Annotated in this window: 12 protein-coding genes; 1 reads left to right on the forward strand and 11 read right to left on the reverse strand. The window is 46.5% G+C overall.

Translation table 11 applies throughout. The features are described from left to right. Nucleotides 1-326 precede the first annotated feature (326 nt). The 6 genes from ABXS70_RS17025 to ABXS70_RS17050 form a co-directional block, all read right to left on the reverse strand. Nucleotides 327-1,349: a LacI family DNA-binding transcriptional regulator gene (locus ABXS70_RS17025; RefSeq protein WP_366289384.1), complete on the reverse strand. Its 1,023-nt coding sequence runs from the start codon at nucleotides 1,347-1,349 to the stop codon at nucleotides 327-329. Nucleotides 1,350-1,442: 93 nt separating this feature from the next. Then, complete coding sequence (gene bglX, locus ABXS70_RS17030) at nucleotides 1,443-3,590, reverse strand: beta-glucosidase BglX (protein WP_342556287.1); 2,148 nt, start codon at nucleotides 3,588-3,590, stop codon at nucleotides 1,443-1,445. Nucleotides 3,591-3,750: 160 nt separating this feature from the next. Further along, nucleotides 3,751-5,355, reverse strand: coding sequence for an ABC transporter substrate-binding protein (locus tag ABXS70_RS17035; RefSeq protein ID WP_342555116.1), 1,605 nt, complete (start codon nucleotides 5,353-5,355; stop codon nucleotides 3,751-3,753). 58 nt (nucleotides 5,356-5,413) lie between these two features. Then, a complete protein-coding gene (locus ABXS70_RS17040) occupies nucleotides 5,414-6,316 on the reverse strand; it encodes a carbohydrate ABC transporter permease (protein ID WP_342555115.1) in 903 nt (300 codons plus the stop codon). Between the two features lie 18 nt (nucleotides 6,317-6,334). Next, nucleotides 6,335-7,294 (reverse strand): ABC transporter permease subunit, encoded by a 960-nt coding sequence (locus tag ABXS70_RS17045; RefSeq protein WP_342555114.1) that lies wholly within the window; start codon nucleotides 7,292-7,294, stop codon nucleotides 6,335-6,337. An 11-nt stretch (nucleotides 7,295-7,305) separates the two neighbouring features. After that, on the reverse strand, nucleotides 7,306-8,070 hold the full coding sequence (locus ABXS70_RS17050) for an alpha/beta hydrolase family protein (RefSeq protein ID WP_342555113.1): 765 nt from the start codon (nucleotides 8,068-8,070) through the stop codon (nucleotides 7,306-7,308). Nucleotides 8,071-8,549: 479 nt separating this feature from the next. Here ABXS70_RS17050 and ABXS70_RS17055 point away from each other — a divergent pair, with 479 nt between their 5' ends. Continuing rightward, nucleotides 8,550-9,461, forward strand: a complete 912-nt coding sequence (locus ABXS70_RS17055) for a serine hydrolase (RefSeq protein WP_366289390.1) — start codon at nucleotides 8,550-8,552, stop codon at nucleotides 9,459-9,461. Between the two features lie 64 nt (nucleotides 9,462-9,525). On the opposite strand, the gene ABXS70_RS17060 is transcribed toward ABXS70_RS17055, so the two are convergent. The 5 genes from ABXS70_RS17060 to aroF all read right to left on the reverse strand — a co-directional run bounded on the left by ABXS70_RS17060 (nucleotide 9,526) and on the right by aroF (nucleotide 14,793). After that, on the reverse strand, nucleotides 9,526-9,771 hold the full coding sequence (locus tag ABXS70_RS17060; protein WP_342555111.1) for an AbrB/MazE/SpoVT family DNA-binding domain-containing protein: 246 nt from the start codon (nucleotides 9,769-9,771) through the stop codon (nucleotides 9,526-9,528). Between the two features lie 169 nt (nucleotides 9,772-9,940). Continuing rightward, a complete protein-coding gene (trmL, locus tag ABXS70_RS17065) occupies nucleotides 9,941-10,405 on the reverse strand; it encodes a tRNA (uridine(34)/cytosine(34)/5-carboxymethylaminomethyluridine(34)-2'-O)-methyltransferase TrmL (protein ID WP_366289394.1) in 465 nt (154 codons plus the stop codon). Nucleotides 10,406-10,562: 157 nt separating this feature from the next. Continuing rightward, nucleotides 10,563-11,651, reverse strand: coding sequence for a 3-phosphoserine/phosphohydroxythreonine transaminase (gene serC, locus ABXS70_RS17070; protein WP_366289397.1), 1,089 nt, complete (start codon nucleotides 11,649-11,651; stop codon nucleotides 10,563-10,565). 236 nt (nucleotides 11,652-11,887) lie between these two features. Next, a complete protein-coding gene (glnA, locus tag ABXS70_RS17075; RefSeq protein ID WP_342555108.1) occupies nucleotides 11,888-13,312 on the reverse strand; it encodes a type I glutamate--ammonia ligase in 1,425 nt (474 codons plus the stop codon). 416 nt (nucleotides 13,313-13,728) lie between these two features. Beyond that, complete coding sequence (gene aroF / locus ABXS70_RS17080; RefSeq protein WP_366289401.1) at nucleotides 13,729-14,793, reverse strand: 3-deoxy-7-phosphoheptulonate synthase; 1,065 nt, start codon at nucleotides 14,791-14,793, stop codon at nucleotides 13,729-13,731. Nucleotides 14,794-15,066 lie beyond the last annotated feature (273 nt).

The raw sequence follows: 15,066 nt of genomic DNA on the forward strand, positions 1-15,066 counted from the left end.
ATTCCTTTTCTAGTTAATATGGTTATAATAGAAGTAAATGAGCTTGTGCAGGAGGTGCGAAGTGTATGTCGTTTTCACTGACATTCTGGATTATTGCTGTTGTATTAACACTGTTTATCACAGGCATTCTCACTTCATCCTACAACCATGACAAAACAAAAGGCCTGTAAAAAGCGAAGCCTCTCTCTGGAGAGGCTTTTTTTCATCTTCTCGCATACAGCAAAAGACAAGTCTCAAAAGAATGATTCATTCCTCCAAAGCTTGTCTCTTGCTGTAGCGTTTGATTTTGCAGATAAGCAGCAGGTAAGGTTGTGAAACAAATGGCTTCAATAGCTTGCTGCACGTTCATTTGGCATGGAAAGTATGGAGGTAGGATCAGCATGATTTGGTCCCTTCACCGACTCTCCTTCCACCAAAGTGACATATATCCGCTCATGATCGACCGGTTCTCCAGCGATAATTTTAATTAACTGCTCAGCCGCAAGCGCGCCCCACTTTCGTTTGGAGTAATCGATGCTTGCCAGCTTTGGCTGCACGTAGTTGCTCAGCTCAATATGATCGAAGCCAATGACATCGATCTGCTCTCCCACCTGAAGGTCACTATCTGCAAGACGGTCACATAAGCCGATAGCCATCTCATCATTAAGACAAAATACCGCTGCCGGTCCGTTATACGTCTGTATAATGTGATCCGCAGCTCGTTCTCCTCCGCTTTTCTCGAAATCTCCCGCGATTTCGATCCATTCGACATCCGCCTCACGCTCTGCAACCTGCCTTACCGCCTTCAAACGCTGTACGGAGTCAAACGATCCTTCCGGACCTGTAACTACATAGATTTTTTTGTGTCCCTGTTCAATCAAATATTCCATCGCCAGTGTAGCGCCAGCCTTGTTATCCAGCAGTACCTGATTAATGTTTGCATGTTTCAGCTCACGGTCGAGCACTACAATTTTATGTCCCCGATCGGCATACTGCATCAGTTCCTCACTAGCAAAGGTATGATCGAGAATAATGGCGCCATCGATCATTCTTTCGGGCAGCATCCGATGGGACTGTTTACCGCTGCATACAATGAGATCGTACCCTTGGGCATTGCACACCGCCTTCATCCCGCTTAACAAGTCGCCATACACATCACCGCTGAAATCCGTGAGAAACACACCCAAAATCCGTGACTCTCTCTTTTTTAATGTTCGTGCAGCTGCATTGGGAACATAGTTCAGCTCTTTGGCAATGGCCAAAATTTTGGAACTCGTCTCATCGGTCACTTTGCTGCTTCCATTCAGCGCGTATGATACGGTCGAGATGGAAACTCCCGCCTTTTTGGCGATATCCTTGATACTGACCATATTCTTCGCTCCTCTGTTATGTGGATCAGGCCTTTCCTTACGAAAGACCTGATTATATTAAGTAATGGTATCTGTTTGTAAACTAAGTTCTGTTTAAACCAGTCTGAATGTACGGCTTTGTGTGTCTCTGCTGTTGGGTCCAACCAAAACATGAAACTCTCCGCGATCACTCCGATGGCTCAGATCAGAATGATGATAGCGCAGCTGCTCTTCATGTAATGTAAACACTGCTGTGCCGGTCTCGCCTGGGGCCAGGGACAACCTCACATAATCTTTCAGCTCACGCATAGGACGAACCACTTCACCGCTTACATCCCGAACGTACAATTGCACAGTCTCCACACCAGCACGATCTCCTGTATTGGTTACACTCAACTGAACCGTCAGAGAATCATTCGCAGTCATCTCCTGACCCGACACTTCAATCTCTCCATAAGCGAATGTGGTATAGGAAAGACCGTATCCAAATGGGAATAACGGTTCATTCGGACTGTCGATATATTGGGAAACATAACGATTCTCGGTATTATCCGGGTTGATTGGGCGCCCCGTATTGAAATGATTGTAATATACCGGTACCTGCCCAACCGATTGCGGGAAGGACATCGTCAGTCTGGCAGATGGATTAACCGCACCCGTGAGTACATCCGCAATGGCTGCTCCGCCTTCGCTTCCCGGGAACCAGGCTTCAAGTACAGCATGCGATTCCGCAATAACTCCGTTCAGATCGAGCGGACGGCCATTGAAAATAACACTCGCAATCGGTTTACCTACGGCCTGCAGTGCCTGCACCAGCTGAAGCTGCGCGGCTGGCAGACGAATGTCAGTGCGTGAGCCGCCTTCACCGCTCATCTCTGAATCTTCGCCCAATGCAAGCACAATGACATCAGACTGACTTGCAGCTTCAAGCGCTTCGGCAATCTGTTCTTTCGTGATGGTGTGCACATAACTGCCCTGCGCCATACGAACCGTACCTTGCGGTAAACGTTCTTGAAGCGCTGTACCCAGCTTCACCGCATCTGCTTTAACGCCTTCACAGGACCACCATCCGAGAATATCCTCACTGTCGGCGAACGGTCCGATCAATGCCACGTTCGCATCAAGTCGGAGTGGAAGGACCTGATTTTCATTTTTCAGCAGCACTGCAGATTTCGCAGCAATTTCCCGCGATACTTCACGGTGCTCCTTGGAGAAGACAACTTCACGCTCGCGAACAGGATCAGCGGCGCGGAAGGGGTTATCAAACAGCCCCAGCTTGTCTTTGAGCTGCAGCACCCGCAGCACGGCTTCATCTACAAGATGTTCCTCCACTTCACCCTTTTGAACCAGTTCAGGCAGATGTTTAACATAGCATGGAGTCATCATCTCCATGTCCACACCCGCGCGGATCGCGCGATAAGCAGCTTCACGATCATCCTCAGCTGCACCATGCGCAATCATCTCCCGGATCGAAGCCCAGTCAGAGATCAATACGCCATCGAAGCCCCATTCATCACGCAAAATGCCGCGCATTAACTTCTCATTCCCGCTGGCTGGAATACCGTCTACCGTGTTGAATGAAGTCATCACCATCTCCACACCAGCATCCAGTGCTGCCTTATATGCCGGTAAATAATATTCACGCAGCTGCCGTTCTGACATATCTACCGTGTTGTAATCACGCCCGCCTTCCGCGGCACCATATGCCGCAAAATGTTTGACACAGGCTGCCAGACGATCCAGCTCTTCTGTCAGGTTATCCCCTTGATATCCACGTACAAAAGCAGCGGCAAACAGGCTGTTCAGATACGGATCTTCACCTGTCGTTTCCATGACTCGACCCCACCGCGGATCACGAACCAGGTCCACCATCGGTGCAAAGGTTACATGCAGACCGGATACAGCGGATTCACGCGCGGCAATCTCCGCACTTTTCTCCGCAAGCTCCAGATCCCACGAGCAGCCGATCGCCAGCGGAATGGGGAAAATGGTTTTGAAGCCATGAACCACGTCTGCCATGAACAGCAGCGGGATGCCAAGACGGCTGTTTTTCATATAGGCCTGCTGTACATCCATAATGGCCTGTGCACCGGATAAACCTAAAATCGATCCACTTGCACGTACAGATGATTCCGTGATGCCCATTTCTTCCATCGGACCTGTAATCTGGCCCTGTGTATCTGTTCCTTCATAGAAATTGGCCGTCAGCTGCAGCAGCTGGGCCACCTTCTCCTCCAGCGTCATTTGATTCACCAAATCCATCAACTGCTGATTGTTCACTTAACCATCCTCCACTTCTACTGCATTTGTATTGAAAGAAAGAACCCGGCTGCGTTCGGGGAGAGACCGCGCACCGGGTTCAAACGGACGGGAGACAGAACGCTCCTGCCATCCCCATTCTGTTCTTTAGTGTTTTACGTTTTTACTTGAACTTCTCGTTCAGTTCATCCAGGTATGGTTGAACCAGAGACATTTTGCTATTAACCCACTCTTTCCAGTTGGCTTCCAAATCTCCACCTTTGAGGATCAAGTTGGCGTATTCGTTTTGATAATCGAAAGAAGCTTGGCTCTTCGCTTTGGAATCGTACAGGTTCACATCCCAATCGTATGGTGCCAACGATTTTCCTTCTGTACCCAATTTCGCTTTCTCTTGGAACAATTCTACTGCTCTATCACGGTAATCTTTTTTGATTGCAGGGTTTACAACACTGAAGTCATCGCCAAGAAGATAAAGTCCTTCAAAACGTGCAGGATATTTGTCTTCCAGTACAGTTCCCTCTGGCAGCAAGCTTACCAGCTCTTTGTTGTCATCGTATTTCCAGTCCTTGCCTTCAAAGCCCATGTTGATAAGCAGTTGTCCTTCTTTAGTTGCAGAGTAATCGATCAGATCCATGATCCGTTCGAATTTCTCATCACTGATGTTCGGGTTGAAAATCAGTGCAGACCAGAAGTTCGCTTGCTCCATGTTGCGGTATTTACCATCATCACCAAGAACGATCGCTGTGTGAACGAGGTCATCACTGTTCACGCCAAGGTTCTTTTTCATATCGGAATCCAGACCTTGTCTGTAAGAAGCGAGTCCACCAAGACTTGTTACAGCCGCAGTACCTGTTACTTTGAAGTTGTTTTGTCCTTCATTGTTTTTCCAAGTGTAGAACTCAGGGTTAAGCAGTCCATCTTTGTACGCTTTTTGCATCAATTTCAGACCTGTCAGTGTTTCTGGATCTGCAGGACCCCAATGGAACTGACCATCTTCACCTTTGTAGAAAGGAACGTCTGTAATTGCATGAACATTGTTAGGCATGATGATGTTTGTCATCGCATCGGCAGCATTGTAAGACAATGGCACCAGTTTATTGCCCACTTTGCCTGGATCTTTTTCTTTTACCAGTTCAGCAAACTGATTCAATTCGGAAGTTGTGTAAGCATCCTTCAGTTCGAAACCAACGGCTTTTGCCCAGTCTTTACGAAGAGCGATAACACCGATTTGGTTCGTCAGCGGATCTGCCGGTTTGTTTTCAAAATAGATTGGTCTAGGAAGCACATACGTACCGCCTGTCAGTTCTTCCAACTTATCACCAAGTCCTGTCAGTTTGTAAGCCGCAGCAACGTTTGGCCAGCGCTCTTTCCAATCATCCGGGAATTTGTAGAACAAACCTTGATCGATGTTGTTGATTGCATCGCCATGTACATAGTTCCACACCGCTACATCCGGCAGGTCGCCAGAGTTGATCCACAGACGAAGCTTCTCGCCCCAAGAATCCCAGTCAATGTAGTTGTAGTCCCATTTTATGTTGAATTTGTCTTCCCAGAATTTATGGAACTCATTGTCCATATTTCCGTTCTTCACTTCGGTCAGATTCGCTACAGAAATGGTCAGGTTATCTTTGTAATTTCCTTCCGCATCCTTTTCGTTTCCACCATCTGAACCTTTGCTGCTGTTGGAACAAGCGGATACCACCAACATCAAGAGACAGAGTGTGATCGCAAATAACGATTTGACTGACAACTTTTTGCCCGTTTTCATGCTTTTACCCCCATGTTTTTTAGTCGAATTTCTTTTGCATTGAAATCCTATGTGTATATCAGGTCTTGATAGCCCCTGTTAATACCCCTTTGGCAAAGTGCTTTTGCAGCATTGGGAAGAAACACATAATTGGTACCATTGTTACAAAGACCGCAGCCATCTTCATACCCATGGAGAAGCTGCTCAGCTTGACTGCATCGACACTGGATGCATTGGAAGCATTGGTCGTTGATGTGACAATGATGTTGCGCAGCACGTTCTGCAGCGGTAACTGATCTGCTTTTCGCAGGAAGATCATCGCATCATACCAGCTGTTCCAGTAGGCTACCCCGTAGAAAAGTGTGATGGTTGCCATAATTGGTGTTGCCAGCGGAAGAACGACGGAGAACAAAATTCTCCACTCTCCTGCACCATCCAGCCGTGCTGATTCCATCAGCGATTCAGGCAGGGTGTAGAAGTAGTTCATCATCAGAATCATGTTAAAGGCACTGAAGCTTCCCGCCAGAATAACGGACCATAACGTTCCTGTAAGATGCAAAGATTTCATAATCAGGTACAGAGGAACGATCCCTCCGTTAAAGATCATGGTGAACAGCACCAGGAAAAAGAGAAACTTTTTGAACGGAAAATTGCTGCGGCTCAGACCGTAAGCCATACTTGTTGTCAGGAACAAGCTGAGCGGCAAACCAATAACCAGCAAAATCAATGTATTTTTGTAACCAGACATAATACTTCCGTTAGCGAACAGTGCTCGGTAGGAATCCAGCGTGAACTCTTTCGGGAACATCAGGAACGGATTTTCCGCATACTCTTTCTGCGTTGCAAACGAGATCATGACGACATTCCAGAACGGAATCAGGATCATCAGCGCAAGCACTAACAAAATAGCAAATATTACGTAATCGAGAATCGTCATTCGTTCGGTGCCGATTTTCGGTTTTCTTCCAGCTTTTTTGCTCATCTCATTTCTCCCCCTCTCTTATCGGAACAAACCGTCTCCGCCAAGCCACTTGGCAAATCTGTCAGCCAGAAGCAGCAGCACCATATTCACCAGGGAACGGAACAAGCTGACCGCTGTCGAGAATGAAAAGTCGGTTGAGGACTGGAACGTAATCCGATAAATATACACATCGAGTACTTCTGATACATTTTTCGTTGCCGCGTTCGCCAAGTTGAAAATCTGGTCGAAACCGGAGGACATCAATCCGCCTACGGACAAAATAAACATGACTGTAATCGTTGGAAGAATATTGGGCAGCGTAATACGAAACATCTGCTGCATCCGGGATGCACCGTCAATCTGTGCAGATTCGTATTGGTCCTGATCGATACCTGAGATCGCTGCCAGGAAGATAATCGCGCCCCAACCGCTTGATTTCCAGATATCCGTCAGCAGCAGCATGGGAACGAAGTTTGATTCAGATCCAAGGAAATTAATGGTTGGCAGTCCAAGCAATCCAAGTGCACTGTTCACCAAGCCGTCGTAGGCAAGCACGTTGATGACTACCCCGGATACGATGATCCAGGACAAAAAGTGCGGGAACGTCAGAACCGTTTGAAACCACTTTTTCCCTCTGCGCATCCGCAGCTCATTCAGCAGCAGTGCCAGAATAATCGGGAACGGGAACTGAATAATCAGTTTCAGAATGTTAATGTAAAGCGTCCGCCATACGGCATCAATAAAGGATGGATCACGGAAGACGTATTTGAAATTTTCAAATCCGCTCCATGGACTTCCCCAGATTCCAAGATTCGCTTTGTAATCTTTGAATGCCAGTGACAGGCCGCCCATTGGCATATAAGCAAACAGGATCAGCCAGACAAGACCCGGAACAAGCAGGGTATACGTCATTCGGTGCTTCCAGATTTCAGTCCAGAGCGACTTGCCTTTCATGTTTGCCTTCAGCTTTTTGCTAGGTCCTTCGGCTGCAGGTTTCAATTTGCATCTCCTCACTCTACTATGGTGTTGTCGTTGAAAAGAAAATCAAACATCGTTTTCAGATGCTGCTCCCAAAATCTCCATTCATGTGTGCCGGGCGTCTCTACATACCGAAAATCAAATGCAGTTCCCCGCATGTACTCGGCATAATCCCGATTCATCTCCACGAAAGGATCGTGGTCTCCGCAGCAGCTCAGTATGCTCGGCAGAGATTTTCCCTGCTCCAGCAGTCTGGCTGACAATGCGTAAATATCCTGATCAGCCGTTACCTGTAACCGTTCCCCAAAAACCGCTTTCATTTCCTTGACCATGCCTTCTGGCATATGAGGATCACGAAGACGAGCCTGAATATTGGTTACACCGGATAAAGACGCCACCTTACTATACTGCTCAGGATAAGTCAGCCCACATTTCAATGCTCCATATCCACCCATGGACAAACCAGCAACGTACGTTTTGGATGGATCGGAATTCAGCTGTAACAGCCGTCCGCATATGTCGGGTAGTTCCTTCGTGATGTAGTGGAAGTAATTCAGGCCGTATTCCATATCGGTGTAGTAACTGCGATTTGCTTCCGGCATGATGACGGTACAGCCGTACTGGGCTGCGTACATCTCAATCGTAGTCAGACGCTGCCAGGTACTCGCATTATCTCCTGCCCCGTGGAGCAGATATAGTGTACCGCCTGAAGTCTCTCCGGAGTCACTGGACACCACGTGTATGCTGGTGTTCATACATAATGTGGGCGATCCGGTTTCGATCGTTATGTGCGCCATTTTCGTAACCCCTTTCATCATGCTGCTTTTGTACTGCGGATTGCTTACTTTTCTTCTCTGTGTTCCGTTTCTTCTTCTCTCATGCTCCCCGTAACCAGCTCTGTTATCGAAACGATTCTCTCGAATCGTTTCAAAACTACCTAACGTTGATTTACTTAGAGTTGAAATATCAACATTTTACTTGGAAGCGATTTCTTCGAATCGTTTCGAATAAATCATAATCCCGATGAGTAAATCCTGTCAATAACCTTTTTACAATTTTCGCGTTATTTTATCAAAAAAGTGACCTGAGCGTTTCAATTTTGATCCAAAAGACACTTTTATTGTGAACATATTAAGGTTTAACCATTCGTTTTTGCACCCGAATTGACATCAAAACAAGATTATATTAGCATGAGTTCTAATTTTCCATTAAAATTACGGAAACGTTTCACCAGATTGAATTCTTTCAGGCGAACACCTGAAATTGGAGGGTTATCATGTCTGTTAAACTCAAAGGATTTATAGACACAATCACAGTCAAGCAGCTCAATGTGCATTCTGTGCGTGTACTGCAGCATGGACAGCTGCTGGACGAGTGGCATCAGAATGGTGATTACCGCCGTGTACAGCATTCTGTCAGCAAATCCTTTACCAGTATGGCCGTCGGACTGGCCGTTCAGGAAGGACTCATCCATCTCGACAACACATTGGGAGACTTCTTCCCTTATGATCAGTCACAGCCTGTCCAATCCCCGCTTCCTTCTCCGCGGGAACTTAAACTGCGGGATCTTCTTCGCATGTCTTCGGGCCACGACTCCCCGCCTCTCTGGGCTGACGAGCGGGAATCGCTGCAGGAAAAGGATTGGGCAAAGCATTACATGTCTTTATCACTGGACCGAATGCCCGGAGAACACTTTACTTACAGCAGCGGCGATACGTTTATGATTTCGGCTATGCTGCAAAAGGCCGTCGGCCAGACAGTTAAAGATTACCTCATTCCACGTCTTTTTGAACCACTGGGCATGCATCATATTGAATGGGAGACTTCTCCACTTGGCATTACACTTGGATGTGCAGGTCTTTGGCTGAACAATGAGGAATTAAGCCGTTTTGGACAATTTCTGCTTCAGGAGGGCCGGTGGAATGACCAACAGCTGGTCCCTTCAGAATGGATCGAAGCAGCTGTGCATGAGCAGATCAAAACAACAGGCGACGGGGATTGGGGACAAGGATACGGTTACCAATTCTGGATGTGCTCGCATGATGCTTATCGCGCAGATGGAGCTTTCGGTCAATTTTGCATCGTGCTGCCTTCCAGAGAAGCGGTCATCAGCATAAACAGCCAGGAGGAAAATATGCAGGGCATTCTCAACGCCGTTTGGGATCAGATTTTGCCTGAGCTTGCTTAGTGATCACTAAAAGCAAAAAAACGCCATGAAGTTTAGAACTCCATGGCGTTTTTTTGCTTATTTTTTATGAAAGCTGAGTCATTTCTTCCAAGCATTGTGCGCATATGTAACGCTCTTTAAAGTCATTGACTTCTTCCATCGATCCGCAGAAAATACATTTCGGGCGGTATCTTTCCAAAATAATATGATCCCCTTGAACTAAAATTTCTACAGGATCTCCTTCATTCATTTGATACCTTTTGCGCAAAGATTTAGGCAATACGATCCTACCCAATTGGTCAACTTTGCGAACTACTCCAGCTGGCTTCATAGCTACGGCACACCTCTCCTATCTTACTCTGAATTTCTAGGTACATTAGTACTATATCTAATGATTCGCCAAAATTTTGTCGAATCCTGCTGGAAATAAACATTTTTTGTCCTTTTTTTTGAAAAATGTTTTTTTAGCGAATTCTAACCGTCTTTTTACGCGTATTTAATTAATCCAACCCTGGAAAATCCAGCTGACGCAGCGCTTCATATACAATAATTGCTGCTGAATTGGAAAGATTTAATGAACGAACATCACCACTCATTGGCATTTTCATACACGTTTCGGGATTGGCAGCAATGAGTTCAGGCGGAAGTCCTTTCGTTTCTTTACCGAATACAAGAAAATCTCCATCTTGAAACTCGAAATCAGTATACTTGTTTTTGGCTTTCGTTGTTGCGTAGAAAAAACGTCCCTCCGGATACTTCTCTTGAACCTCAGCAAACGAATCGTGATATTCTATATGGACCGCATGCCAATAATCCAGCCCTGCGCGCTTCAGTGTGGCATCATCTGTACGGAATCCCAAGGGGCGCACGAGATGCAGATGGGTGCCTGTCGCAGCACAAGTCCGAGAAATGTTGCCTGTGTTAGCCGGGATCTCCGGCTCAACAAGAACGATGTGTAATGCCATATGTGTTTGATCTCCTTTTAATTACATGTCAGATGTACAGCAATCCTCTAATTCTAAAGAAAAGCCCTCCACACGTCAATGTGGAAGGCTTTGCCACAGCAGCAGTACAGCTCGTTACATCAGCTTCACTACTGCCCATCTGGTCAAATTTGTGAGATTAACCGTTCGTCTGTTGGAAGTGGTTCATAAAGTCAGTAAGCGCCTTAACACTATCGTAAGGGGCCGCGTTATAGATGGAAGCACGAAGCCCCCCCACACTGCGATGTCCCTTCAGACCTACAAAGCCTTCCTGCTCAGAAGCTTTAATAAACTTCTTCTCCAGTTCCTCGGAAGCGAGCCGGAACGTAACATTCATTAAAGAGCGGTCTTCTGGTGCAACGCAGCCGCGGTAGAAATCTCCGGAGGAGTCGATTGTATTGTAGAGCAGCTCCGCTTTTTTAATATTCTTTTGTTCCACGCCAGTCAGGCCGCCTTGTTCTTCAATCCACTTCAAAACTTCGTTTACCATATATACCGAGAAAGATGGCGGTGTATTATACAGGGAATTGTTATCCACATGTGTACTGTAACGCAGCATGGTCGGGATGGTTTTAGGGGATTCACTCACCAGCTCCTCCCGTGCGATCACAACGGTAATGCCCGAAGGTCCGAGGTTTTTCTGTGCACCTGCATAGATCATTCCGAACTGATTCAGATCAAACGGTTTGCAGAAAATATCACTCGACATGTCCGCAATCAGCGGTACTGATCCGGTATCGGGGAATGATTTGAACTGTGTACCTTCAATCGTTTCATTAGATGTCAAATGCACATAAGCCGTACGTTCAGGCAAGCTGAGATTCGAAACATCCGGTAATTTCATGAATTTATCGGATTCCGATGAGGCAGAGATCTGTGTCTCACCAACGAGCTTCGCTTCAGACAGAGCCTTTTTGGCCCAGCTGCCTGTCATAATGTAACTTGCTGTCTGGCCTGCCCCAAGCAGGTTCATCGGCACCATGGCAAACTGTGTGCTTGCACCGCCCTGCAGGAAAAGAACTTTATAGCCTTTTGGACTTCCCAGCAGCGACAGCAGGCGCTCCTGAGCTTCATTATGTACAGACTCGTACACGGCCCCGCGGTGGGACATCTCCATAATCGACATACCCGTATTACGAAAATCTACAAATTCCGCCTGAGCACGCTCCAGTACTTCTAGTGGCAGCGCCGCTGGTCCTGCATTAAAGTTATACGCTCTCTTTGTCAAAAAATCCCCCACCCTTTCCATCCTTAACTGACATATGAAGTAAATATTATCGCTATGATATCAGTATTCCCTCACTGCTTCAAGGGAAATATGCACTGAATTATCATTCCAGGCCATCAAATTCCTTTATCACCCTAAAAAGTTAAAGCGATACACTGTTTCCTTCAAGGAAAAGCCTCCGAGAACGAATCCCGGAGGCTTGGTGCTGGAACCGCTTTGGTTCCGGCTTCGACGGATTAGCAGTCGAAGTAGAGGCTGTATTCATGCGGATGAATGCGAATTGCAACGGCTTTAGCTTCATCACGTTTGAGGTTGATGTAGTTATCGATAAATTCTTTGGTGAACACGCCGCCTTCAGTCAAGAACTCGTGGTCAGCTGCAAGTGCATCCAGCGCTTCTTCGAGGGAAGCCGGTACACTGCGGATGTTTTCTTTGTCTGCATCAGACAGGTCGTAGATATTTTTATCGAGTGGACCATATCCAAGTTCAGTTGGGTTGATTTTGCGTTTGATTCCGTCCAGACCCGCCATCAACATTGCGGAGAATGCCAAGTAAGGATTAGCTGTGGAGTCCGGTGTACGGAACTCGATCCGGCAGCCTTTAGGTGTTACAGCCGCTACCGGGATACGCACAGCTGCGGAACGGTTACCTTTGGAATAAACCAAGTTAACAGGTGCTTCATAACCAGGAACCAGACGTTTGAACGAGTTCGTGCTTGGGTTCGTCAAAGCGATTAGTGCCGGAGCGTGGTAGAGAATACCTCCAATGTAGTGCAGAGCCATTTCGCTCAGGTTAGCATAACCACCTTTGTCATAGAACAATGGGGAATCGCCATCGAAGATGGATTGGTGAACGTGCATTCCGCTTCCGTTATCGCCAAACAATGGTTTTGGCATGAATGTTGCTACTTTGCCATATTGACGTGCCGTGTTGTGCACGATGTATTTATAAACAAGCAGGTTATCTGCTGTTTTCTTCAACGTATCAAAACGGAAGTTGATTTCAGCTTGACCGGCAGTCGCTACTTCATGGTGATGACGCTCGATGGACAAACCAGCTTCTTCCAACAAACGACACATTTCGCTGCGGATATCTTGTTGGGTATCCACTGGAGCTACTGGAACATATCCGCCTTTAGTGCGAACTTTGAAGCCCAGGTTGCCGCCTTCTTCTTTGCGGTTTGTGTTCCATGATGCTTCTTCGGAATCTACGAAGTAAGAAGAGCTGTTCGTGCCGCTCTCATAACGAACATCGTCAAAGATGAAGAACTCGGACTCTGGTGCGAAGAACGCTGCAGTACCTACGCCGCTTTCTTTCAGGAAAGCTTCGGCTTTAACTGCGATGCTGCGCGGGTCACGCTCATAACGCTCGCCATCCGGCGTGAAAATGTCACACATAACATTCAATGTAGGGTGTGCAGTGAACGGATCGACATAAGTCGCTTCAGGGTCAGGCATCATAACCATATCGGACTCTTCAATACCGCGGAAACCTTGGATAGAAGAACCATCAAACGCTACTCCATTTACGAACGTGTCTGCATCAACAGCCGAAGCTGGCAAAGAGATATGATGCGCACGACCAGCCAAATCTACAAAACGAAAATCTACCCACTCGATGTTGTTCTCTTGAATTGATTTCAATACGTTTTCAACCGACATGTATTCGTCCTCCCAAATATTCCGAACATTAAACAACCCCACGAAGAAAATGTCTATATATTCGAATTTTTTTCTGTCGTCATTATAAAATCTGAAATATGACATCGTCAATACTTATGTAAGGTATTTTTTGCGAGCATGTCAGATATACTTACATTTTATAATAACTATAAATGCATATAACAACGAACTTATTTAACATTTGATTGATTTAATGCGGTGAAGCGACCCCCGAAATAACCTAAATCATGGAAAAACATAACATCATAAATGTTTCTTATCACCTTTGATTAATAAATATGTTCATCTATGCAAAATAGACGAAAAACCGGACATCTCCTCCAATTGTTCACAAAGAACGAATCAGAGAAAATGTCCGGTTTTTAAAAAAAATCTCATTCTTATGCTGCGTCAATTTAAACGCCTGCACGTGCCGGGAAAAATGCCGCAGGCTGTTTAGCTGTGTTAAACGTTTTGCCAACGATTGGAGCTAACTTCTCCAAATCCTGCAGCAAATTCGCGAACTGGTCAGGGAACAGGGACTGCACACCGTCTCCAGTCATGGAGTTATCAGGATCTGTATGCATCTCAATGATCAAACCGTTTGCTCCTGCAGCTACTGAGGCTTTGGTCATCGGTTCTACCAATTCACGACGTCCTGTACCATGGCTCGGGTCGGAAATGACGGGCAGATGGCTCAGAGACTGCAGGACAGGGATCGCCGACAGGTCAAGTGTATTACGAGTGTATTGTTCAAATGTACGGATACCGCGTTCACACAGCATCACATTTGGATTCCCACCTGCCAGAATGTACTCCGCTGCGTTAAGCAGTTCATCATATGTGGCACTAAATCCGCGTTTCAAAAGTACCGGTTTACCGCACTCACCCAATTTGCGCAGCAAGTCGAAGTTCTGCATGTTGCGTGTACCTACCTGCAGAATGTCCGCGTATTCCGTACAAATATCTACGTATTCCGGCGTCATGACTTCTGTAATTGTGAGCAGGTTATGCTTCTGTCCCGCTTCCGCCATCATGATCAAACCTTCCACACCCGTACCCTGGAAACTGTAAGGTCCTGTGCGAGGCTTAAAGGCACCTCCACGAAGCACCTGCCCGCCAGCTGCTTTCACGAGGCCAGCAATTTCATCGATCTGTGCTGCAGATTCAACCGCGCAAGGACCGCCCATAACCACAAGCTCTTTTCCGCCGATGTCTACACCTTTGATCGAGATCACTGTATCTTCCGGATGGAAGTCACGACTTGCGAGCTTATAGGATTTCGAAATCTTCACAACATTCTCGACACCCTTCATCTGGCGCAGGTGTTCCTGCATTTTAGGTTCCACTTTACCAATCAAGCCAATGATCGTACGGTCCTCTCCGCGCGATACATGCGCCTGCAGCCCTTCCTTTGCAATAACGCTGACGATATCCTGAATCTGATCCTCCGAGGTATTCTTGCCTGCAATAACGATCATAATATTTCCCCATCCTTCCTTGTATAAGAGCACTCGTTTACTTCGTGCCTCTGAATGTTTAGTTATTGGTTGATTGTGCCGTCAAATCCTGTCGCACTTAAACGCTTGTTCGCTTTTAAGCTTTTAATCATTAAAGCAAATATATCACAGCTCCCTCCTTCCGTCAAGAAGCGCCGTCAATGATTCACGCTTTAGACAAAATAAAAATAAAAAAATCCCGCTGCGCAGTTATCCAAAAAGGGATCTGCACAGCAGGATATTTCCTGTTCATTT

Source organism: Paenibacillus sp. AN1007 (assembly GCF_040702995.1).
In the GTDB taxonomy this organism is placed as follows: Bacteria; Bacillota; Bacilli; order Paenibacillales; family Paenibacillaceae; genus Paenibacillus.

Bases quoted from the DNA above. Each gene is read 5' to 3' on its own strand.
- ABXS70_RS17025 (WP_366289384.1), bottom strand. From the start codon at position 1,349: ATGGTCAGTATCAAGGATATCGCCAAAAAGGCGGGAGTTTCCATCTCG.
- bglX (WP_342556287.1), bottom strand. From the start codon at position 3,590: ATGGATTTGGTGAATCAAATGACGCTGGAGGAGAAGGTGGCCCAGCTG.
- ABXS70_RS17035 (WP_342555116.1), bottom strand. From the start codon at position 5,355: ATGAAAACGGGCAAAAAGTTGTCAGTCAAATCGTTATTTGCGATCACA.
- ABXS70_RS17040 (WP_342555115.1), bottom strand. From the start codon at position 6,316: ATGAGCAAAAAAGCTGGAAGAAAACCGAAAATCGGCACCGAACGAATG.
- ABXS70_RS17050 (WP_342555113.1), bottom strand. From the start codon at position 8,070: ATGGCGCACATAACGATCGAAACCGGATCGCCCACATTATGTATGAAC.
- ABXS70_RS17055 (WP_366289390.1), top strand. From the start codon at position 8,550: ATGTCTGTTAAACTCAAAGGATTTATAGACACAATCACAGTCAAGCAG.
- ABXS70_RS17060 (WP_342555111.1), bottom strand. From the start codon at position 9,771: ATGAAGCCAGCTGGAGTAGTTCGCAAAGTTGACCAATTGGGTAGGATC.
- trmL (WP_366289394.1), bottom strand. From the start codon at position 10,405: ATGGCATTACACATCGTTCTTGTTGAGCCGGAGATCCCGGCTAACACA.
- glnA (WP_342555108.1), bottom strand. From the start codon at position 13,312: ATGTCGGTTGAAAACGTATTGAAATCAATTCAAGAGAACAACATCGAG.
- aroF (WP_366289401.1), bottom strand. From the start codon at position 14,793: ATGATCGTTATTGCAGGCAAGAATACCTCGGAGGATCAGATTCAGGAT.